This is a genomic window from Flavobacterium frigidimaris, from assembly GCF_002217275.1.
GTDB classification, from domain to species: domain Bacteria; phylum Bacteroidota; class Bacteroidia; order Flavobacteriales; family Flavobacteriaceae; genus Flavobacterium; species Flavobacterium aquidurense.
In genome coordinates this window covers 38,728-59,576 of sequence record NZ_MUGV01000005.1, presented here as the reverse complement: position 1 = coordinate 59,576, position 20,849 = coordinate 38,728, and the positions used below count along the sequence as shown (strand labels likewise).

General features: G+C 34.1%; 25 protein-coding genes. 18 read left to right on the top strand and 7 right to left on the bottom strand.

The genetic code is table 11. The annotated features are described in order from the left end of the window. Positions 1–6: 6 nt before the first annotated feature. Both B0A65_RS23220 and B0A65_RS02195 read right to left on the bottom strand, forming a co-directional pair. The gene (locus B0A65_RS23220; protein ID WP_074660240.1) at positions 7–288 is read right to left on the bottom strand and encodes a hypothetical protein; all 282 of its coding nucleotides are present in this window, start codon (positions 286–288) and stop codon (positions 7–9) included. A 31-nt stretch (positions 289–319) separates the two neighbouring features. After that, a complete protein-coding gene (locus tag B0A65_RS02195) occupies positions 320–1,306 on the bottom strand; it encodes an AbiH family protein (RefSeq protein WP_074660241.1) in 987 nt (328 codons plus the stop codon). Between the two features lie 292 nt (positions 1,307–1,598). On the opposite strand from B0A65_RS02195, the gene B0A65_RS23215 reads away from it, so the two are divergent. The 6 genes from B0A65_RS23215 to B0A65_RS02170 all read left to right on the top strand — a co-directional run bounded on the left by B0A65_RS23215 (position 1,599) and on the right by B0A65_RS02170 (position 6,066). After that, positions 1,599–1,769 (top strand): hypothetical protein, encoded by a 171-nt coding sequence (locus tag B0A65_RS23215; RefSeq protein ID WP_207556401.1) that lies wholly within the window; start codon positions 1,599–1,601, stop codon positions 1,767–1,769. 70 nt (positions 1,770–1,839) lie between these two features. Further along, on the top strand, positions 1,840–2,382 hold the full coding sequence (locus tag B0A65_RS02190; RefSeq protein ID WP_074660242.1) for a DMP19 family protein: 543 nt from the start codon (positions 1,840–1,842) through the stop codon (positions 2,380–2,382). A 366-nt stretch (positions 2,383–2,748) separates the two neighbouring features. Further along, a complete protein-coding gene (locus B0A65_RS02185; protein WP_074660243.1) occupies positions 2,749–3,315 on the top strand; it encodes a hypothetical protein in 567 nt (188 codons plus the stop codon). A gap of 96 nt (positions 3,316–3,411) precedes the next feature. Then, positions 3,412–3,771 (top strand): PKD domain-containing protein, encoded by a 360-nt coding sequence (locus tag B0A65_RS02180; protein WP_074660244.1) that lies wholly within the window; start codon positions 3,412–3,414, stop codon positions 3,769–3,771. A gap of 122 nt (positions 3,772–3,893) precedes the next feature. Further along, positions 3,894–5,438 (top strand): patatin-like phospholipase family protein, encoded by a 1,545-nt coding sequence (locus B0A65_RS02175; protein WP_074660245.1) that lies wholly within the window; start codon positions 3,894–3,896, stop codon positions 5,436–5,438. A gap of 208 nt (positions 5,439–5,646) precedes the next feature. After that, positions 5,647–6,066 carry a lipocalin family protein gene (locus tag B0A65_RS02170; protein WP_074660246.1) on the top strand — a complete coding sequence of 140 codons (420 nt, stop codon included), beginning with the start codon at positions 5,647–5,649 and terminating at the stop codon, positions 6,064–6,066. Between the two features lie 105 nt (positions 6,067–6,171). On the opposite strand, the gene B0A65_RS02165 is transcribed toward B0A65_RS02170, so the two are convergent. Then, positions 6,172–6,726, bottom strand: a complete 555-nt coding sequence (locus tag B0A65_RS02165; RefSeq protein WP_074660247.1) for an isochorismatase family cysteine hydrolase — start codon at positions 6,724–6,726, stop codon at positions 6,172–6,174. 2 nt (positions 6,727–6,728) lie between these two features. Beyond that, positions 6,729–8,009: an MFS transporter gene (locus B0A65_RS02160; RefSeq protein WP_074660248.1), complete on the bottom strand. Its 1,281-nt coding sequence runs from the start codon at positions 8,007–8,009 to the stop codon at positions 6,729–6,731. Between the two features lie 275 nt (positions 8,010–8,284). Between B0A65_RS02160 and serS the strand changes: the two genes are divergently transcribed. The 7 genes from serS (at position 8,285) to proC (ending at position 15,828) form a co-directional block, all read left to right on the top strand. Further along, positions 8,285–9,556 carry a serine--tRNA ligase gene (gene serS, locus B0A65_RS02155; protein ID WP_074660249.1) on the top strand — a complete coding sequence of 424 codons (1,272 nt, stop codon included), beginning with the start codon at positions 8,285–8,287 and terminating at the stop codon, positions 9,554–9,556. 92 nt (positions 9,557–9,648) lie between these two features. Beyond that, on the top strand, positions 9,649–10,473 hold the full coding sequence (gene lgt / locus B0A65_RS02150; RefSeq protein ID WP_074660250.1) for a prolipoprotein diacylglyceryl transferase: 825 nt from the start codon (positions 9,649–9,651) through the stop codon (positions 10,471–10,473). A 92-nt stretch (positions 10,474–10,565) separates the two neighbouring features. Then, positions 10,566–12,347 (top strand): tetratricopeptide repeat protein, encoded by a 1,782-nt coding sequence (locus B0A65_RS02145; RefSeq protein WP_074660251.1) that lies wholly within the window; start codon positions 10,566–10,568, stop codon positions 12,345–12,347. Between the two features lie 76 nt (positions 12,348–12,423). Next, positions 12,424–12,735, top strand: a complete 312-nt coding sequence (locus B0A65_RS02140) for a DUF4286 family protein (RefSeq protein WP_074660252.1) — start codon at positions 12,424–12,426, stop codon at positions 12,733–12,735. Positions 12,736–12,832: 97 nt separating this feature from the next. Continuing rightward, entirely contained in the window at positions 12,833–13,618 is a 786-nt protein-coding gene (gene rsmA / locus B0A65_RS02135) for a 16S rRNA (adenine(1518)-N(6)/adenine(1519)-N(6))-dimethyltransferase RsmA (protein ID WP_026984171.1), read from the top strand. Further along, positions 13,602–14,951 carry a magnesium transporter gene (mgtE, locus tag B0A65_RS02130; RefSeq protein WP_074660253.1) on the top strand — a complete coding sequence of 450 codons (1,350 nt, stop codon included), beginning with the start codon at positions 13,602–13,604 and terminating at the stop codon, positions 14,949–14,951. The genes rsmA and mgtE overlap by 17 nt, the downstream gene beginning before the upstream one ends. Positions 14,952–15,051: 100 nt before the next feature. Beyond that, positions 15,052–15,828 (top strand): pyrroline-5-carboxylate reductase, encoded by a 777-nt coding sequence (proC, locus tag B0A65_RS02125; protein WP_074660254.1) that lies wholly within the window; start codon positions 15,052–15,054, stop codon positions 15,826–15,828. 134 nt (positions 15,829–15,962) lie between these two features. On the opposite strand, the gene B0A65_RS02120 is transcribed toward proC, so the two are convergent. From B0A65_RS02120 to nhaA, 3 genes are read right to left on the bottom strand one after another with little or no spacing between them, the layout of a single operon-like run. After that, entirely contained in the window at positions 15,963–16,364 is a 402-nt protein-coding gene (locus tag B0A65_RS02120; protein WP_074660255.1) for a cytochrome c, read from the bottom strand. Between the two features lie 35 nt (positions 16,365–16,399). Continuing rightward, positions 16,400–16,699 (bottom strand): antibiotic biosynthesis monooxygenase, encoded by a 300-nt coding sequence (locus B0A65_RS02115; protein ID WP_207556400.1) that lies wholly within the window; start codon positions 16,697–16,699, stop codon positions 16,400–16,402. A 55-nt stretch (positions 16,700–16,754) separates the two neighbouring features. Further along, positions 16,755–17,891, bottom strand: a complete 1,137-nt coding sequence (gene nhaA, locus B0A65_RS02110) for a Na+/H+ antiporter NhaA (protein WP_074660257.1) — start codon at positions 17,889–17,891, stop codon at positions 16,755–16,757. 182 nt (positions 17,892–18,073) lie between these two features. Here nhaA and B0A65_RS02105 point away from each other — a divergent pair, with 182 nt between their 5' ends. The 5 genes from B0A65_RS02105 to B0A65_RS02085 all read left to right on the top strand — a co-directional run bounded on the left by B0A65_RS02105 (position 18,074) and on the right by B0A65_RS02085 (position 20,779). Further along, positions 18,074–19,018: a 2-hydroxyacid dehydrogenase gene (locus B0A65_RS02105; RefSeq protein ID WP_074660258.1), complete on the top strand. Its 945-nt coding sequence runs from the start codon at positions 18,074–18,076 to the stop codon at positions 19,016–19,018. Positions 19,019–19,236: 218 nt separating this feature from the next. After that, the gene (locus B0A65_RS02100) at positions 19,237–19,662 is read left to right on the top strand and encodes a DUF805 domain-containing protein (RefSeq protein ID WP_074660259.1); all 426 of its coding nucleotides are present in this window, start codon (positions 19,237–19,239) and stop codon (positions 19,660–19,662) included. Positions 19,663–19,696: 34 nt separating this feature from the next. Next, complete coding sequence (locus tag B0A65_RS02095; RefSeq protein WP_074660260.1) at positions 19,697–19,978, top strand: TM2 domain-containing protein; 282 nt, start codon at positions 19,697–19,699, stop codon at positions 19,976–19,978. Positions 19,979–20,061: 83 nt separating this feature from the next. Then, positions 20,062–20,325 carry a TM2 domain-containing protein gene (locus B0A65_RS02090; protein WP_074660261.1) on the top strand — a complete coding sequence of 88 codons (264 nt, stop codon included), beginning with the start codon at positions 20,062–20,064 and terminating at the stop codon, positions 20,323–20,325. A 43-nt stretch (positions 20,326–20,368) separates the two neighbouring features. Then, positions 20,369–20,779 (top strand): DUF805 domain-containing protein, encoded by a 411-nt coding sequence (locus B0A65_RS02085; protein WP_074660262.1) that lies wholly within the window; start codon positions 20,369–20,371, stop codon positions 20,777–20,779. Positions 20,780–20,849: the final 70 nt, after the last annotated feature.

Below are 20,849 nucleotides of genomic sequence, written 5' to 3'. Positions count from 1 at the left end.
AAATTATTACAAATTTACAACCGCTCTTATAAGCCATAAAAGTATAATAAATCCCAGAAAAGAGAATTGTACTTTATTCACTTTTTGATTCCCAAACTTCCGGACTAAAAACCGATCGATCAATATAACTAACAAAACAGGAATCAGGCAAAACAAAATGTAAATTCCCATTAAGCCGTCTTCTGCGGAGTTGCCGTTTATTAGGATAATGGCGTAAATTATTCCTGCTATAATGGAGAGAATTCCTGCGATGTAGAATAGAGTTAGGTTTTTTGGGAGTTTGGTCATTACTTAATTGTTTTGCAAATAATGTTTAAGATTATTCTTTTAGAATATCTTTAAACATGGAGCAATTTACTCCAATATAGATTCTGTCTTCAATTATCTTTTTTTCTTCTTCAGATAACGATAATTTAGTTCTTGTTAAAAAGAGTCTTTTTAAAGCACGTTCTTTACGAGCTTTAAGATGTGGAGTTCTGGGATTTATATCCTCACACCTTGTAAAAATTATCAATCTCGAATCGTCTTTTAATTTATTTCCGATTAATTCCCACCAAATATTGTCAGTTTCTCCAATCGATGAACCAAAAAGACAAATAAGATTTGCTTGTTTTATTTGATTGGTACAAAGATTGTCGACATTATGTTTTTGTGCTTTGTTGCAATTACTTTTTATCAGTGTTTCCAAAACATCTTGATTTTCATGAAAAACAGAATTTTTTATTTGCGATTTATCGTTTACCCCCATAATCATCCGATCATTTAGATAACCATGTAAGTGTTGAATTCCTCTCAAAAAAATTGATGCGTTGTTATGCGTTCCTATTTTATTATTAATAATTTTATTGTCTAGTAAAGATTCTAGTACTTGTGTGTAATTTAGAGTAATAATATTTATTGACCAATCATGATGTTTCCATTTGTTTTTATACTCAACAATTTCATCACTATCTGCTTTTAATAGTACTTTTTCTGGGAAGGAAAGATATTCGTGAAGCTTTTGTTTGTCTACTTTACTAAAGTCAATTTTCTTTTCTTCTTCAGATAAATAATTTGAAAGCTTTTCTCCAATATCAAAGATAACTTCATCTATTTCTTCCGTGGAATTTAAGTGCTCTGTATATTCTCCAAGTGATAATTCTAAATCCGACCAATCTTTTAATTTATTAGATATTGTATTTTTTAGATTATTTAGAAGAATTCCATCAGATGGAATAGTTTGGTAATATTCATAAAAATCGCTATACCGAGTTTTCATACCAAGATTAATATCAAAACCATTTCCAATAATAAAAACAATATTCATTTTTTAAAATATAATTTGTTTGTTACTTTTCTTATGATAAAAGTTAAATTCTGAAGAGTTGCTAAAATACTCTTTTTTATTTCAAAATAATCTCACAAAACTAAATTTTCTTATGAAACTGTGAGCGTTAGGGATGGAAGCGGCATCCTTTTGCGATACCTTGAATTCTCTCTTAAGACGAAACTTCAATCGCAAAAGATATAGCGGACAGCCCGACCGGAGGGAACGCCCAAAATGTTATTGTCATTCATTTTCTTATATTTGCACAACAAAGTACTAAACCATAGAAATCATGGCAAAAGGACCTGAGAAAAATACGAAAAACAAGGCTTTACATACCAAATTGCTCAACAGGAAGAAAGCCAAAATTCAGGAAGAAAAGAGAGAACGCGCCTTGCGTTTGAAAGCTTTGGTGGCAAAAATGAACGAAAAGCAGCGTACAGACGGAGCTGAAGGCATATAAATTCAGATTGTATTTCTTTTCTGTTTTTATTTAACTGAAATTTGCAAATCAATCTCAAAACAAAAATTAAATGGAGGAATTCGGTAGAATAATAGTTTCTGAAACGGCAATGAATAGTGAAAATCTTCATGATTTGATTCATTCTAATATTTCAGTTATCAATTTAATGCGCGAAGAAGGTGTCGACGACGAATTTATTCACGCTGACGCTTTAATGAGTTATTATCTTGATTATTATTGGTCCCAATATGCCGAGGGAAATTTTGCCCAGTTTGTTTATAAATCGGCTTGGAATAAAGAATTAAACGAATTAATCGAAGAAGGCCTGGCCTTGATTGGCGCCGAAAAACACCTGGAATTGTTTCAACAGCAAAGCAAGAGAGTCAAATTGATGAGCAGCGTTAAGCTGAATAAATTTGTGAGCGGGAAATTTGAAGGCGTGAATCCGGTTCGCGATTCTTTGAACAATGATACTTTTTATGAATTAGAAGAAAATTTAGTAACCTTAAACGCTAATTTCCTGAAAAACCACCCTGACTTTGAAGTGCTTTCGGTAGATGATATGTTTGCTACTTTGGAGGAATATGTGGGGCATGAGATTAAGCGCGCTTAAGGTTTTTAGTTAAAAAAAAGGTTTTACCACCGAGATACACTAAGATTTTACACAGAGATACACAAAGGTTTTTTAAAATAACTTTGTGTATCTCTGTGCTGTTTTTGTGAATCTCTGCGAAATAATTCTACTCTCAATTAGTTGTTTTTTTGGTACTTTTAGGTGAGATTAAACGTGCTTAATTAATTTAACCGCAAAAAGTTTTACCACAGAGTAACGCAAAGGTTTCACAGAGAATCACAAAGTTCTTATTTAATCTGGCAAAGTCACAAATTTAATTCCCTTTGTGTAACTCTGTGAAAATTCTTTGTGTATCTCTGTGGTAAAATGCTTAATTTTAGTTCTGTATAAATTTTGCTCATATTTATGGAAGAACTAACGCACATCAAGTCGATTATCGGGATTATTTTGGGGTTGAGTTTAACACACCTTATTAAGGGATCGGTTATTTTTATTCAGCATCCGGGGCGAAAGAAAATCTATTTTGTACACTCGCTTTGGGTGTTTTATGTTTTTTTGCTGATTATTCATTTTTGGTGGTGGGAGTTTAATCTGAAGCTGATAACGGAATGGTATTTTGTAGATTACTTTTTTATCATCTGTTATATTCTGATTTATTATCTGCTCTGCGCGATTTTGTATCCTGACGATCTTGTGGATTATACGGGTTATGAAGATTACTTTTATTCTCGTAAAAACTGGTTCTTTGCGATTCTGGCCATGAGTTTTATTGCCGACATGATTGATACAGCTATAAAAGGCGGAAACTACTTTTTGTACAATCAAACAGAATATTATGTAAGGATCGCGTCACATGTTGCGCTTTGTTTAGTGGCAATAAAAATTCATAATAAAATTTTTCATACTGTGTTAGCGATACTTTTTATCGTTTATGAGCTCTCTTATATATTAAGATTGTTTAATATTGAGTAGAAATGGCTTTTTGATGATAATAATTTATAATTGTAAGGATAGTATTGTTTATATTTGTATGAATAACATTTTAAAAAATACCTAAAAACTAAAATCATGAAAAAAACGGCGACAATTTTGTTTTTCGTTGCATTATTAACTTTAAATCTTTCTTGCGGGAAAGATGATATAGAAAAAGGAATTGACTGTGTTGCTGAATCGATCTATGAAAAAGTAAAACATACAGCAGATGCTACCGATCCTAAAAAAATCAATTTTTCAGTTGAATACACCGGAAGTAAAACATTAAAATCTGTAAAATGGACATTTGGAGACGGAAGTCCATCTGTAGATGGTGTATCTGTTTCTCATACTTATAGTGCTGCCGGAACTTATTCGGTAAAAGCGGATATAACTGTTGAGGAGGGAAAAGGTACTTGTACGTCCTCTCCTGTAAAAAGTGTTACTGTAAATTAAAATATTCTGAACCCATTAAATGTAAAGGTTGCATTTAATGGGTTCAGTTTTTGATAGGTTATTTTCTGCCGAGTCCTGAAATTTCGCTCGTAATGATTTTAGTTATTTAAAATAGATTCAAAATGAGATATAAATGCGTGCAGATATTGCTTTTTCTTCTTGTTGAAATAGGCTTTTCTCAAAATAAAATTAATCTTTTTTCGGAGATCAATTATAGTTCTATTCCAGCGGTTTCTTTAAATGAGTACAAATCGGTTCAGGAACGTAATATCAGATTTCAAAATCCCAATATTGCTTTAGGAATTGCCATTTCGGGCGGTGGTTCGAGAGCGCAGTTTTTCAGTATGGGTGTTCTTTTGGGTTTAGAAGAAATTCAGGAAAACAACCAGCAACGTAACTTCTTAAATGAAATCGATTATTTCTCAACCGTTTCGGGAGGTTGCTATTCGGCTGGTTATTATTTGACAATTTTAAAAAATAAACTCAATCACGATAATTGTACCTTTAATGAGTTTTATTTCTCCAAAGCCGATGCATTTAAAGATTATGTAGATAAATCGGCTACGATTTTGTCACTTTTAAACAACAGCCGAAACGAAAAAGGAGATAAAATTTCGATGACGCAACGACTCGATTCGGAAATTCTGCAATACGACAACATCAATCCTGATAATCCGAACAAGTTTGCCACCCAAATGTTGATGTCTGATTTTTTTGTTCCGAAGGAAAGTAAAAATACCCCCAGTTTACCTATGATGGTTGCCAACGGAACAGCTTATAACAACGGAGAACGCATTCCGTTTATGCCTCACATTATTCGGGGTTTGAATCTGAATTCGTCTTTGGCACCCAATAAAGCCACAATTCCTTTAAATCATAATGAGGTAAATGACGGTTTCGATTTTCCGGTTACGTATGCCATTACTGCCAGTTCTGCTTTTCCGGGTGTTTTGCCCAAAGTGAAATTCGGTGTAAAAAATCAGCAGAAAATATTATGTATTATCGATGGTGGGGCTTCGGATAATATGGGATATAAAACTTTGGTCGAATTGCTTAACAATGATTCTAAAGTAGATAATAAAAACAAACGCGCCCTTTTTATTGATTGTCTGGGGCAGGGAAAAAAAGAACCTTATATCAGTGATGAAAAAATTAAACTGATTTCACTTTTCGAAACGGCATCTTTATATACAGTTCAAACGCGCTATATTACTTTTGACAGAGATGTCGAAAATTTAATGGATCGTTATAAAATTCCGGTTTCTAATTATCAGGTTATTGGTTTTACAACGCTTCGGGATCATTTGTTAAAGATGGACAAAGATCAGAAGTATGAAGATTTGGTAACCGAATTAAAAAATTCAGACGATGATTATTCAACCTGGTTGCGATTTTATGGCAATTTCAAAAAAGAATTAATTGATCAGTTTGGAGAACTCAGCTTTACAAAAGATAAAGATGGAGAAGTTATTCTGGCTACTTTAACCAGAGAGAAATTCAGTGAATTGACACCGTCTGAAATTCTGATTTTATATGAATTTGCCTCTCATGTGCAAACCAAACTTCGAATTGCCCCGGAAGAAAGAGAGGTTTTATTGCTTTCCGGCCGTCTGGCAACCTTTTTGAAAACAAACGAACTTAAGGAATTATTGGTGGAGCGTAAATGATTTTGTTTCACAGAGATACACAAAGAAAATGCATAGAGGTTCACAAATAGTTTGTAATACTTTGTGGACCTCTATGTAAATCTTCGTATAATTTTTATGAAATAACTTACGAATTTCTAGAAATTATGTAAATCGTCGGGAAATTTGTGTAACACATCGGGAAAACTTTAAAATTAATTTAGCACTATTAATTTTAAAGAAATCAAACATGAAAACGAAAAGCTTTTTACTCGCCTTAATCCTAAGCGTTGGCTTATTTACAACATCTTGCAGCAATGATGATAATGAAGGGGAAACATTAGTTCCATTAGAAGGAAAATGGGATCTTAGCAAAACTGGAACTGTTATAAATGGTACAGAAACATTAATTGATCCAGTCGAAAATGCAAATAATTGCAGAAAAGACTATATCGAACTTAAATTGGATAACACAATTAATGTTGGAGATTATGATTCAGCAGTAACTGCTTGTGCATTAACAGTTCAATCAGGAATTTATTCAAGATCACACAATAATATAACTACAGTTATAAATGGTGTTACTGTAACTCAGGATATCGTGAATCTTACACTTAAAGAATTAAAAGTGAAAGATGCAGCTGGTGTTATCAGAGTTTATACAAGATAAATTATCTTATTTGCTAAATCTCATTTTGGAGATATAGCTAACGGAAACAGCTTGGGGGCTGTTTCCGTTTTTTTTTGGATAATTTTCTACTATAATTTTCTTCCATTAGGCGTTTTTCCACTCGTCTATGGTAAGAACATTTGCATGACGCAGCAAAATTTTTGTTGTCAAAACGCGATGTACTTCTTCATCACGATCGGCACATCCGTCTGAGAGTACGGTTATTTTAAAGTCTTTATCACTGGCCTCGGTTGTTGTCGAAAGCACTATGCCGCTTGTCGCAACTCCCGTTAGTATTAAATGCTGAATTCCTTTTGACCTTAAGATAACTTCTAATTCACTTCCTGTAAAAGCACTTACGCGACGTTTAGTAACATGAATGTCATTTTCTTGCTGTGCTAATGCCGGATGAACTTTAGAGAATTCTTCCAAATTAATATTGGCAATGTGTTCTCTCGTTGCTGAAAAAACTTTGTTGTTCGGACTTATTTCTGCAGCTCCGTTCTTAAAACCAAGTGTCGCAAAAATAATTTGAATGTTTTTGTCCCGGGCAATTGCAATAGCTTTCGTTATATTTTTGATGACATCTTCAGTATTTGGGAAAGTTCCTAATATTCCAAGCTGAATGTCCATTACGAGTAATGCTGTATTTTGATTCATTTTTAAATAGTATTATTAATGTTGTCTGTTTCTTCAGTATTGATAGTCAATAATTTCTTTTTGTTTTTTGTCTTTTTCTTATGAAGCGCATAAAATGAAAATGCAATAATTAGCGCCATAATTCCCTGTAGTAAAATACTATTGGGTGCGCCAATATATTTGGAAACGAATCCAATAAGCAAACTCCCAAGCGGAATCATTCCGAATGCGGCCATTGCAAAAAAGCTTATAACTCTTCCTCTCATGGCTTCCTCAGCTTCTAATTGCAAAATAGTGTTACAAATCGGAATCAGTGACATAGTTCCAAATCCGCAGACAACCGCTATAGCCATTGCGATTGGAAAAACATTAAGGTGCGAAAAAATAATTAAGCTCACTCCAAGAATTAGCGTATTTGTAAATAGTATTTTCTTGAGACTAGTTCCCGATTTTAAAGAAGCCAGATATATCGCAGCCGTAACTGCACCCAAACCAATAAAACTGTTGATGTAACCAAAAGTTGCCGCATCTCCGTGGAAAATTACTTTGGCATAAACGGGTAAAAGGGTGTTGTAAGGAACTACCAACAAACTTAAAAGGGATAATATCAAAAGGATCACGCTAATTTTCGGCGTGTTTTTCATGTATAAAAACCCTTCTTTCAAGTCGGTCATTACTTTCTTTTTTACCGGATTGGGATGATAAGGCGGGAGTTTCATTAGCATCAATGAAATAATTACGGCTACAAAACTGATTGCATTAAGTAAAAAACAATTTGCAGCACCAAATTGAGTCAATATAATTCCGGATAAAGAAGGTCCGATTAACCGAGCCAAATTGTTCAATGTAGAGTTCAAAGCAATGGCATTTGGGAGATCTTCTTTTTTATTGATGATATCATGAACCAAAGGCTGGCGCGCCGGAATATCAAAGGCGTTTACAATGCCCAATAAAACACTTAATGATAATATTTGCCAAATTTGATGATGCCCGGTAAAGACTAAAACAGTTAATAAAATGGCTTGTACGGCAGAAACAATTTGAGTGATCATCAAAACTTTATAGCGATTGTACCGGTCTGCAACAACTCCTCCAAAAACGGAAAACAAAAAAGACGGAAATTGTTCTGCAAAAACAGTTACTCCCAGCATAAATGTCGAATGGGTCATGCTGTAGACAATCCAGACAACTGCGGTCCGCTGCATCCACATTCCGATTCTTGAAACCAGTTGTCCTCCAAAAAACAATGCATAATTCCGACTTTGAAACGCTTTGAATGTTCTGATGTTTAGAAGCTTTATCATTAAAATTTGTATTTAATTAGGCCGGAAATATTTTCTCTGGAATAGAAATCACTTTTAAAATTAAAAACAAATCCTGAAACCAGAACATGAGATTCTGAATTTTGTGAAAAATTTTGCATAACGTAAGAAAATCAAAAAAACCTTCGTGCCTCTCTGCGTAATTTTTGTGTATCTCTGTGGAATAACTTTTTAGGCTAAACTTTGTCGTATTCTTAGCAAACATTTCCTTAAATTTGCTTCCTTTATATAAAAATACTAGTTATAAACACAAAGCTATGTTACAAATCGCATTTATTAGAGAGAATCAGGAGAAAGTAATCAAGGCTTTAGCAAAACGAAATATCGATGCTAAAAGCGTTGTTGAAGAAGTGGTGCAATTAGACGAAAATCGTCGTGCTACACAAGTAGAGTTAGACAATACTTTAGCTGAATCTAATAAATTATCCAAAGATATAGGGGAATTGATGAAAGCAGGAGAGAAATCTAAAGCCGCAATCTTAAAAGAAAAAACTGTTTCCTTAAAAGAAAAAAGTAAAGAATTGGGCGAAAAAGCAGAAGCTTTGGCAACCGAATTGACGAATAAATTATACACATTACCAAACCTTCCGGCTGATATTGTTCCTGAAGGAAAAACTCCGGATGACAATTTGAATGTTTTCGAGGAAGGTGATATTCCGGTTTTGCATGAAGGTGCACAACCTCACTGGGAATTGGTAAAAAAATACGATATCATCGATTTTGAATTGGGTGTGAAAATTACAGGTGCAGGTTTTCCGGTTTACAAAGGAAAAGGTGCTCGTTTGCAACGTGCCTTAATCAATTATTTCTTAGATAAAAATACAGCTGCAGGATATAATGAAGTTCAGGTACCGCATTTGGTAAACGAAGCTTCAGGTTACGGAACAGGACAATTGCCTGACAAAGAAGGGCAAATGTATCATTCAACAGTTGATGATTTATATTTGATTCCAACGGCTGAGGTTCCGGTTACGAATTTATACCGCGATGTTATTTTAAACGAAAGCGAATTGCCAGTTTTAAACACCGCTTACACACCATGTTTCCGTCGTGAAGCAGGTTCTTACGGAGCGCATGTTCGCGGATTGAATCGTTTGCACCAATTTGATAAAGTAGAAATTGTACGTATCGAACATCCGGATAATTCTTATGCAGCATTGGACGGAATGGTGGAACACGTAAAAGATATCTTAAAAGAATTGAAATTACCATACCGCGTTTTACGTTTGTGTGGTGGCGATATGGGTTTCACATCGGCTTTGACGTATGATTTTGAAGTGTTTTCTACAGCGCAGGATCGTTGGTTAGAAATTAGTTCAGTTTCTAATTTTGAGACTTTCCAGGCCAATCGTTTGAAATTACGTTTCAAAGACAAAGATGGAAAAAACCAATTGGCACATACGCTTAACGGAAGTTCATTGGCTTTGCCAAGAGTGTTGGCTGGAATTTTAGAAAATTACCAAACACCGGAAGGAATCGTAATTCCAGAAGTTTTACGTCCTTACTGTGGATTTGATATTATAAACTAATTTAGTTTACAGTTTACAGTCTCAGTTTACAGCCTCAGCACAAAGCTGAAAACTGAGACTGCGACTGAAAACTGCGACTGAAAACTGGAATTATGGCGAATGGAATTTTGTACTGGAATGTGGATCCTGTAATAGTTATGATAACGGATAGTTTTCCTTTAAAATATTACGGAGCTCTTTTTGCCTCTGGACTCTTGCTTGGATATTATATTGTTCGCAATATTTATAAAAAAGAGCAGCTGTCATTAGACAACCTTGATAGCCTGCTGGTTTATGTAATTGTGGGTACAATTTTAGGAGCCCGATTGGGACATTGCTTTTTTTATGAACCTGATTATTTTTTTAAACATCCCATAGAAATACTTTTGCCTATTCAGAAAATTGCCGGAGTTTATAAGTTTGTTGGTTTTCAGGGTTTAGCCAGTCATGGTGGTACAATCGGTGTTTTAATTGCTATCGTTTTATATTGCAAAAAATACAAAGTCAATTTTTTAGGACTGCTGGACAGAATGGCAATTGGAGTTCCGGTTACAGGAGCTTTTATCAGATTTGGGAATTTTATGAATTCTGAAATCTACGGAAAACCGACAAATGGCAATTGGGGAGTTGTTTTTCAACGAGATGATATGATCCCGAGGCATCCGACACAATTGTATGAAGCATTTTCGTATTTGCTGATATTTGCCCTTTTATTTTGGATGTATAAATCAGAAAAAATAAAACAAGCCAAAGGATTATTATTTGGGACTTTCCTGACATTGTTGTTTTTGGCCCGTTTTTTAATCGAATTTTTTAAGGAAAACCAGGAAAGTTTTGAGAACAATATGTTGATTAATATGGGACAAATTTTAAGTATTCCTTTTATTTTAATTGGCTTAACTTTGATTGTCTGGAAATCGAATGTTGAAATTAAATAATAGTTCGCAGTCACAGTCTCAGTTTACAGTAGATATTACGCTGAAAACTGATACTGAAAACTGAGACTAAGACTGACTAAAAGAACTGAAATATGAAAAACATCTTTATCTATATCGTTTTGTTCTGGTCGACACTCCTTTTTTCTCAAAATGAGCAACTGGCGCAATATTACTACGATAAAGGTGATTTCGAAAAAGCAAAAATCAGTTATGAGGAGCTTTTAAACAGTGCACCATCCAATACCCAATACTTTTTAAGAACGGTAGATTGTTATCAGCAATTGCAGCAATTTGCTTTGGCTGAAAAAATGATTCAGGATCGTTATAATAAATACAAACAGGGTGTTTTTTTAGTAGAATTGGGATATAATTTCCAACTTCAGAAAAATGATGCAAAAGCCAAAAATTATTACGATCAGGCTATAGAGAAAATCAAAACGAATGCTAATGATGTTTACGGAATCGGAAATTCTTTCGAGAAAAAAGTATTGTTAGAATATGCTTTGAAAGCCTATCAAACGGCAATGCAGGTGCAGCCGAATTACAATTTTAATTTCCAAATCGGAATGTTGTACGGACAGTTGGGTAAGACTGATCAAATGATTGATCTTTTGTTAACAGAATCCTATAATAATCCACAGAATGCTAATTTAATTCAGACGCAACTATCCCGTTTCATGAATGGTGAGACAGATAATACGGCTTTTAAAGATGCGATGCGAAAAGCCTTAATCCTGAAAACACAAAAAGATCAGGATGTATTCTGGAATCACTATTTAAGTTGGTTTTATGTACAGCAAAAGGAATTTGGAAAAGCGTTTATCCAGGAAAAAGCGATTTACAAGCGCGAACCCGAATCACTTTCGAGTATTGTCAATTTGAGTCAGTTTGCATTAAATGAAGATGACACGGAAACAGCTTCTGAGATTTTGAACTTTATCCTTCTTAATACCAAAGATTTAGATTTATTGGTGCAGACCAATTACTATTTAATGGAAATTAAAATTGATAAAGCACAGGAAAAAGACTATCCAATAATTGACGCTGAGTTACAACAATTGCTTACAACCTATGAAATAACTCCTTTTACCTTATCTTTGCAATTAATTCAGGCGCATTTTAAGGCATTTAATTTAAAAAAGCCAGAAGAGGGTATCGCAATTGTTAAACGAGCTTTAGAGCTTAATTTGAATGATTATCAGGAAGCGGATGCTAAGATGGAGTTGGGGGATATTTTGCTTTTGCAGGAAAAGTTCAATCAGGCGTTGATTTATTATTCGCAGATTCAATTGGATTTAAAGAATGATGTTGTAGCGCACGAAGCAAGTTTGAAAGCAGCCAAAACAAGTTATTTTAAAACTGATTTTGAATGGGCTTTAAAACAATTTAAAGAATTAAAATCGGCCAACACACAGTTGATAGCAAATGATGCACTGGAATATTTTTTATTGATAAATGACAACACCGTTGCCGATTCGACACAAACGGCATTAAAGCAATTTGCAAAAGGTGATTTTCTACTTTATCAAAATAAAAAACCAGAAGCGATTGCACAGTTTCAAAACATTCTGAAAACCTATAAAGGACAGGAAATCGAAGCTGTAACAATGTTGCGTTTAGGTAAAATTTATGAAAGTCTGAAGGATTATAATTCGGCTTTAAGCCAATACCAGCAGATCATTGACCATCATAGCGACGGAATTTATGTTGATGAAGCTTTGTTTTTTTCGGCAGAAATTTACAACGACGAATTAAAAGATACAGAAAAGGCAAAACCTTTGTATGAAAAGGTAATTTTTAACCATCAGGATAGTATTTACTTTGTTGATGCGAGAAAAAAATACCGCGAGTTGAGAGGAGACAAGAATTTATAATTCAGATTTCAGACTTTAGATTTTAGATTTTTATTGGAATCTAAAATCTAAAATCTAAAATCTAAAATCAAGAAAAATGATTATTTACAACGTTACAACCAATATACACGAAAGCGTTCATGACCAATGGTTAAAGTGGATGCAGGAAAAACACATACCGGAAATTCTGGCAACAGAAAAATTTTCGTCTGCAAGAATTGTGAGAGTTTTAATTGAAGAAGAAATGGGCGGAATTACGTATTCTGTTCAATATGTTACCGATAGCAAAGAAACTTTAGAAAAGTATTATTTGGAAGAACAACCGAAATTTGATAGAGAAGCTTTAGAGTTATTCGCAGATAAAATGCTTTCTTTCAGAACCGAATTAGAAGTTATTTCGGAACATTAAAAAAAGATTTTTAGATTATTAGACTTCTTAGATTTTTAGACTTACTTAAAATCTAACAATCTAAGAAGTCTAATAATCTAGCAATCTAAAAAAGAAAATGGAAAAAGTAAAAGCCAAAAAACATTTAGGACAACACTTCTTAAAAGATGAAAGTATCGCAAAGGCAATCGCAGATACCTTAAGCTTAAAGGGATACGATGAGGTTTTAGAAATAGGACCGGGGATGGGTGTGTTGACTAAGTATTTGCTTGACAAACCAATTAATACGCACGTAATCGAAATTGACACCGAATCTGTGACGTATTTGGGTGAAAATTATCCGAAATTAAAAGATCAGATTATCTCTCAGGATTTTCTGAAATACAATATTAATGAGGTTTACAAAGACAAACAATTCGCTATAATCGGGAACTTCCCTTATAATATTTCGACTCAGATCGTTTTCAGGACTTTAGAGTTTAGAGACCAGATTCCTGAGTTTTCGGGAATGTTTCAAAAGGAAGTTGCCGAACGTATTTGCGAGAAAAAAGGCTCTAAAGCTTACGGAATCTTATCCGTATTAGCACAGGCTTTCTATATTACTGAGTACTTGTTTACTGTTGACGAAAATGTTTTTATTCCTCCGCCCAAGGTGAAATCGGGTGTGATGAAAATGACCCGAAAGGAAGATTATAGTCTTCCATGTGGTGAAAAGTTGTTCTTTACGGTAGTGAAAACTGCTTTTCAGCAAAGACGAAAAACATTACGTAACAGTTTGAAAACATTAAATTTAACTGATGATTTGCGATTAGACACTATCTTTGATAAACGTCCCGAGCAACTTAGTGTAGAAGAATTTATTGAACTGACTCAAAAAATAGAAGCCGATGGAGTTCAAAGTTAGCAAAGATTTAATCCACCAATTAGAAGAGCACATTGTTAATAAAAACGACAAGGAACTTGAAGTTTTATTAAACGATTTGCACCACGCCGATATTGCCGAAATACTAGATGAACTGGATTTCGACGAAGCAACCTATATTTTCAGGGTTTTAGATAGCGATAAAACAGCAGAAATTCTTCTTGAACTAGAAGATGATTTGCGTGAAAACATCTTAAGCCGACTTTCACCTAAAGAAATTGCCGAAGAGCTTGATGAGCTTGAAACCAATGACGCGGCAGATATTATCGGGGAACTTTCGCAGGAAATTAAAGCAGAGGTAATCTCGGAATTAAATGATGTTGAACACGCGAAAGATATTGTCGAATTATTACGCTACGATGAAAATTCGGCGGGTGGTTTGATGGGAAAAGAGTTGGTAAAAGTCAATGAAAACTGGAATGTACTAACATGCGTTAAAGAAATGCGTATTCAGGCGGAAAACGTGTCAAGAGTGCATTCAATCTATGTGGTTGATGATGAAAACCGATTAAAAGGAAGATTATCATTAAAAGATTTATTGACGACTTCTACCAAAACTCAGATTGGTGATATCTATATCAGAAAACTAAATTTTGTAAACGTTGATACCGAAGATGTTGAGGTAGCTCGGATCATGCAAAAATACGACTTAGAAGCTATTCCGGTTGTGGATGAACTGGGTCGCCTGGTGGGAAGAATTACCATTGATGATATATTAGATGTAATCAAGGACGAAGCCGATAAAGATTACCAGTTAGCGGCGGGTATTACACAAGACGTTGAATCAAACGATAGTGTTTTGGAGTTAACCAAAGCGCGTTTACCATGGCTTTTGATTGGAATGGTGATCGAAATTGTGGCTTCTTTTGTTTTGAAAGGAAATGAAGATATATTCAAAATCCATTCTACTCTAATCATTTTTGTACCATTGCTTTCGGCAACAGCAGGAAATATTGGGGTTCAGGCCTCGGCAATTGTCGTACAAGGGTTGGCGAACGGAACTTTAAAAGAATTTAGCCGAGGATATTTCAGTAAAGAAATTACCGTTTCTATGATTTCAGGAACTATTATTTCATTGCTATTATTAGGATATCATTCGATTATGTACCAACAATATCTGGTGGGTTTTGCGATTTCGATTTCGATGATTGTAGTGATTTTGTTCGCTGCGACTTTGGGAACTCTGGTGCCGCTTTTCCTTCATAAAAATAAGATTGATCCCGCTATTGCTACAGGTCCGTTTATCACGACAACCAATGACGTTTTTGGAATTATGCTCTACTTTGGAGTAGCCAAATTGATTCTTGGGTTTTAGATTTTTGCCACAAATTAATAGATAACAGTGATTTAAGATCCTTAAAATCTATGTAATTTGCGAAACTAAATTATGCTATTAACCAGCCAATACATAAGCAATGAAAGTACATATAATTGGAGGAGGGAATCTTGGGGTTTCTATTGCCTTGGGAATTGCCAAATTCTCAAAAAACAATCAGGTTACCGTAACGAGAAGAAACACAGCCAGTATTCAATATTTATCTGAATACGGAATCACGGTTTCTAACGATAATAAACACAACATTCAGGAAGCTGATGTAGTGATTTTAACTATTAAACCGTATCAGGTTGATACTGTTTTTGCTGAAATCTTACCGATAATAAAAGGGAAAACGATTGCTTCTGCAGTGAGCGGTTTGTCTTTGGATATGCTTCAGTCAAAAACAAACAACGAATATCCTGTTGTGCGTATCATGCCGAATATTGCAGCGCAGTTTGGAGAATCGGCAACTTGTATTTCTTTTCCTGAAACAGATCGTGAAGAAGCGATGCCAATTGTAGATTTGTTCCAAGATTTGGGAACTGCTCCGGTTATCGATGAAAAATTAATGGATGCAGCAACAGTTCTTGGAGCATGCGGAACGGCCTATGCCTTAAGATATATACGCGCCTCGATGCAGGCCGGAATCGAAATTGGTTTTGATTCACAGACAGCTTTAGCAATTGCAGCACAAACAGTAAAAGGAGCAGCAAAAATGTTATTAGAGGAAAAAGTACATCCGGAACAATTAATTGACCGTGTAACGACGCCTCAGGGTTGTACAATTGTCGGTTTGAATGAAATGGAACATAATGGGTTTAGTTCTTCTTTGATAAAAGGGATTAAGACTTCTTTGAAACAAATCAAAGGTTAGATTTTTAAAGAAATTCCAATATAGAAAATTCCAAATTCCAATGCTTAGGCTTGGGATTTGGAATTTTTGTTTTTTAAAGATGAGTAGTGTTCCTTGGGAATGACAATATTGCGAATAGTAGGTTTTTCCAGGTTTTACTTGCTCTTACAATATTCTATTAAATTGGCTATTTCTTTTTTATTCAATGTTCTAGAGAATGCCAATCTATGATAATCGATTCCCCATTCTTCAACTTTTGTACTATCAATTTTGTGCTTATTTTTAGCTAGCCATTTTATAAATACCAAAGAATCAGTTTCAGCAAGTGCCGGTCCAGTTGATCTCGCATTTTTTTTATGACAAGCTGCACAGTTAGAATTAAAAATTTCTTTTCCTTTTGTTTCCTTTTCAGTAAAATTTGGTGTCCCACACCAAGGAACTGGAATTGCACATCCAGGACTCTCAGGAACATATATTTTTATTTGATATAAAATTACTCCAACAAGCAGAATAATTAATGTCATTGAAATTATAAGTATCTGTTTGATTTTATTCATTTTGGAATTTGGAATTTCTTATATTGGAATTTTAATCAGCTAAAAACCTCAAAATGCTCCACGGTCTCTTCAAATTCCAAAAGAAAAGCATCATCTTCCGGATAGTATTTTGCTTTTTCAAAATCTTGACCGGCAAAGTTTTTAATGACTTCGAGATTCTCCCAATACGTAATCAAAGTAAAATGACCTTCGTTGTTTTTGATGTTTCTTAAAAAAGATAATTTTATAAAACCAACTGTTTTTGAATAATCGGGAATAGCAGTTTTCTGTAGAAACTCGGTGTAAACTTCATAGTCCTCTACTCTTGTTTTTCCGTGCCAGATTCTTGCGATCATAATAATAAGTTTTAAAGTTAGTTATCATGTGATGTTGGAATTTGGATTTTCTTTTTTAGATTTTTTTCAATACATATTTCAAATAAACAAACCCAAAAATTCCGGAAAGTACAGAAGCAATCAAAATAGCAATTTTAGAAAAAACAATGGTTTCCGGATCTTTGAAAGCCAAAATGGTAATGAAAATCGACATTGTAAAACCAATTCCGCCTAACATTCCGGCACCTAAAATATGTGTCCATTTTAATCTCTTTGGAAGAGCACAAAGGCCGGCGGTTACTCCCAAAAAAGAAAAAAGTAGAATTCCTAAAGGCTTTCCAACAGTTAAGCCTAAAATAATTCCGAAAGTATTGGGGTGATCAAGACCCTGATGCCAATCAGAATCTATTGCAATACAAGTATTGGCAACTGCAAACAATGGCAAAATAAAGAAAGCAACGGGTTTGTGTAAAAAGTGTTGTAATTTATAGGAAACTGATTTTTCTCCACCATCTCCAAATGGAATCACAAATGCAAGAATAACACCTGTAATGGTCGCATGAACACCAGAATTCAGCATAAAATACCACATAAAAACACCGCCAATTAAATACGGAATAATATTGTTGACTTTTTTTCTGTTTAAAATAAATAAGAAACCCCAAATGGCTAGTGCAATTCCAAGATTTAGAAATGAAATTGAAGTGGTGTAAAAAATAGCAATAACAATTATAGCGCCCAAATCATCAATAACCGCAAGTGCAGTTAAAAATACTTTTAAGGAAGGCGGAACTTTATTTCCCAACAATGACAAAATTCCAATCGCAAAAGCAATGTCTGTTGCCATCGGAATTCCAGCTCCGTTTTGGGTTGCAGTTCCAAAATTCAAGGCTAAAAATATTCCTGCAGGAACTAACATTCCTCCTAAGGCTGCCATTAAAGGCAAAGAAGCATTTTTTATACTCGATAATTCTCCGTGATAAATTTCGCGTTCTAATTCCAAACCAATTAACAAAAAGAAAATCGTCATCAATCCGTCATTGATCCAATGCGTGATAGAATGCCCGCCTAAATCTGTCTCCCAAAAAGCGATATAATTGGTCTGAAAAGAAGAATTCGCCAGATAAAGAGATAGCAATGTCACAAAAAGCAGTAAAAGACCGCCTGATTTTTCGTTTTCAAAAAATGATTTAAAAGTCTTTGTCAATTTCATGTGAGAGAATTTTTGCTGATTGAAGCTGAATCATGTAGAATTCTCAGCGGAGTTATTTTCAAAGTTAAAAAAAAATATAGGCAATAAAAAATTATCAGAAAACTTGAAACCTGAAACTTGAAACTTTCCAGTATTTAGGAATAAATAATAAGCTGTATTTTTGTGCTTATTAAATCAATTTTATGAGCATAAAAATTCTACATATCGACAGCAATAATCCAATCCTTTGGCAACAACTTGAAGATGCCGGATTTGAAAACCACGCCGATTTTAAATCTTCGAAGGAAGAAATTGAAGCTAAAATTCACGATTATAACGGAATCGTAATCAGAAGCCGTTTTAAAATCGATAAAACTTTTTTGGATAAGGCTACCAATTTACAGTTTATTGCCAGAGTTGGCGCAGGCTTAGAAAGTATCGATTGTGATTATGCCGAGACAAAAGCAATACACTTAATTGCGGCTCCAGAAGGTAATCGCAACGCTGTTGCAGAACATTCTCTTGGTGTAATTTTATCCCTTTTTAATAATTTGAATCAGGCTAACGCCGAGATAAGAGCGGGGCACTGGAATCGTGAAAGTAATCGCGGTCATGAACTGGATGGAAAAACAGTTGGGATTATCGGTTATGGAAACATGGGAAAAGCTTTCGCTAAAAAACTTCGTGGCTTTGATGTTGATGTTTTATTTCATGATATTTTAGAAAATGTTGGCGATGAAAATGCCAAACAAGTTTCATTAGTCGAATTGCAAAAAAGAACGGATGTTTTGAGTTTACATCTTCCATGGACGCCAGAAACAGACAAAATGGTAAATGGGGACTTTATAAACGCATTTGCGAAGCCATTTTGGATTATTAATACTTCGCGTGGTAAAAATATCGTTACGGCAGATTTAGTTGAAGCTATGAAGTCTAAAAAGATTCTGGGGGCAGGTCTTGATGTTTTGGAGTATGAGAAGTTATCTTTTGAAACACTTTTTCAGGATAAAAATACCCCGGAAGCTTTTCAATATTTACTACAAGCCAAAAATGTTTTGTTAACGCCGCATATTGCAGGCTGGACTTTTGAAAGTCATGAAAGATTGGCGCAGGTTATTGTAGACAAAATCAAGGCAGTTTATGCTTAATAATGCAATATAGCTAAGACTTAAAGAGTTGTGTTTTTTCTCTAAAATCAATTTAGTTTTTTATAACAAGTCTTTTCTTTAAAAGTAACATTCGGAATTAGTTTTTAAGATTATTTTTTTCTAATATTGTTCGGAAAATTTTTAACAAAATTTTTAGACAGGAGCAGCCGAAAATCCTAAATAGAGTAGGATTTAACTAACTAATTTTTTTATTAATTATGATTGAATGGTATAAAAAGGCAGTTTTTGAGAACTATGCTGACTTCACTGGAAGAGCCAGAAGAAGTGAATACTGGTATTTTCGTTTAGCCACAACAGTTATTTTTTTATTGTTTATAATTTTGGGTGTAGTAGTATATGCTACTACTTCTAATGGCCCTTTGGCTGTCGGTTTAGCTTGCGGATTACTTGTTCTTTATTCGCTGCTTACTCTTATTCCTTCTTTATCGGTTTCAGTACGAAGAATGCATGATATTGGTAAAAGTGGCTGGACTATTCTTGTTTCTATGATTCCACTAGTTGGTCCTATCTGGATACTAGTTTTATTATTCACTGAGGGAGATTCTGGCGAAAACTATTATGGAGCAGATCCAAAAAGTGAAGTGGAAGAAATAAATGAAATTGGAAATGTTGAATTACAATAATTAAGCAAAATTATAATAATCAAAATAGATAATAATGGAAAATACAAAACCAGAAGCTTGGAATACTCCATCAACTCCAAGGCAAGAGAATAAAAAAGTTGTAGCAGGTATTCTTGCTATTTTACTAGGAGGATTAGGGATTCATAAATTTATATTGGGATATACACAGGAAGGAATTATTCAATTAGTTATTGGTATCGTTTCTTGTGGAGCAATTAGCGGATTAATTGGTTTGATAGAAGGAATTATTTACCTGACAAAAACCGACGAAGAGTTTTACCAGACATACCAAGTTGGTAAAAAAGGCTGGTTCTAAAAAATAGTAATAATCTCATTTTCAACAGTGAATGCGATTTTCTTTTTAATAATAATTGATTTCAAATCTAAAAATTAAAGAATATGGAAAATACACAAGCAGAGTTTGGAGCTCCCAAACAAGAAAACAAAAAGGTTGTAGCTGGAATTTTCGCAATCTTACTTGGCGTTTTAGGGGTTCATAAATTTTATTTAGGATATACTAAAGAAGGTGTTATTCAGCTGATTTTAGGGCTTCTTTGCGGAATTGGCGGACTTATTGGTCTTATAGAAGGCATAATTTACCTGACAAAAACGGATGAAGAGTTCTATGAGACTTATCAGGTTGGAAGAAAGCCCTGGTTTTAATATTTAAATACTTTTAATTAAAAATAGCTTACAATAAAAAATTATGATTGAATGGTACAAAAAGGTAGTTTTTGAAAACTATGCTAATTTTAGCGGCAGAGCCAGAAGAAGCGAATATTGGTTTTATACGTTAGCGACAATAATAATTTCGATTCTTTTAATGATAGTTGATGTTTTTCTAGGTCTTACTATTGGAAGAGGTGAATTAGGAATATGTCGTGGTGTATATTCTTTATTAGTTTTTATACCTGGATTGGCTGTCTTAGTGAGACGTTTACATGATGTTGGTAAAAGTGGCTGGTTTTTCTTTATTGTATTTATACCACTAGCAGGAATCATTTGGCTTTTAGTTCTGTTATGTACAGAAGGGGAGTCAGGAACAAATCCATGGGGAGTTGATCCAAAAGATGACTTTGATGAAATTAGCGAAATTGGCAATGAACAGCCTTATTAGTTGTAAATAAAAAAGTATAAAAAAACCCGTTAGTAATTTTTACTAACGGGTTTTTCTTTTTATATAGTTT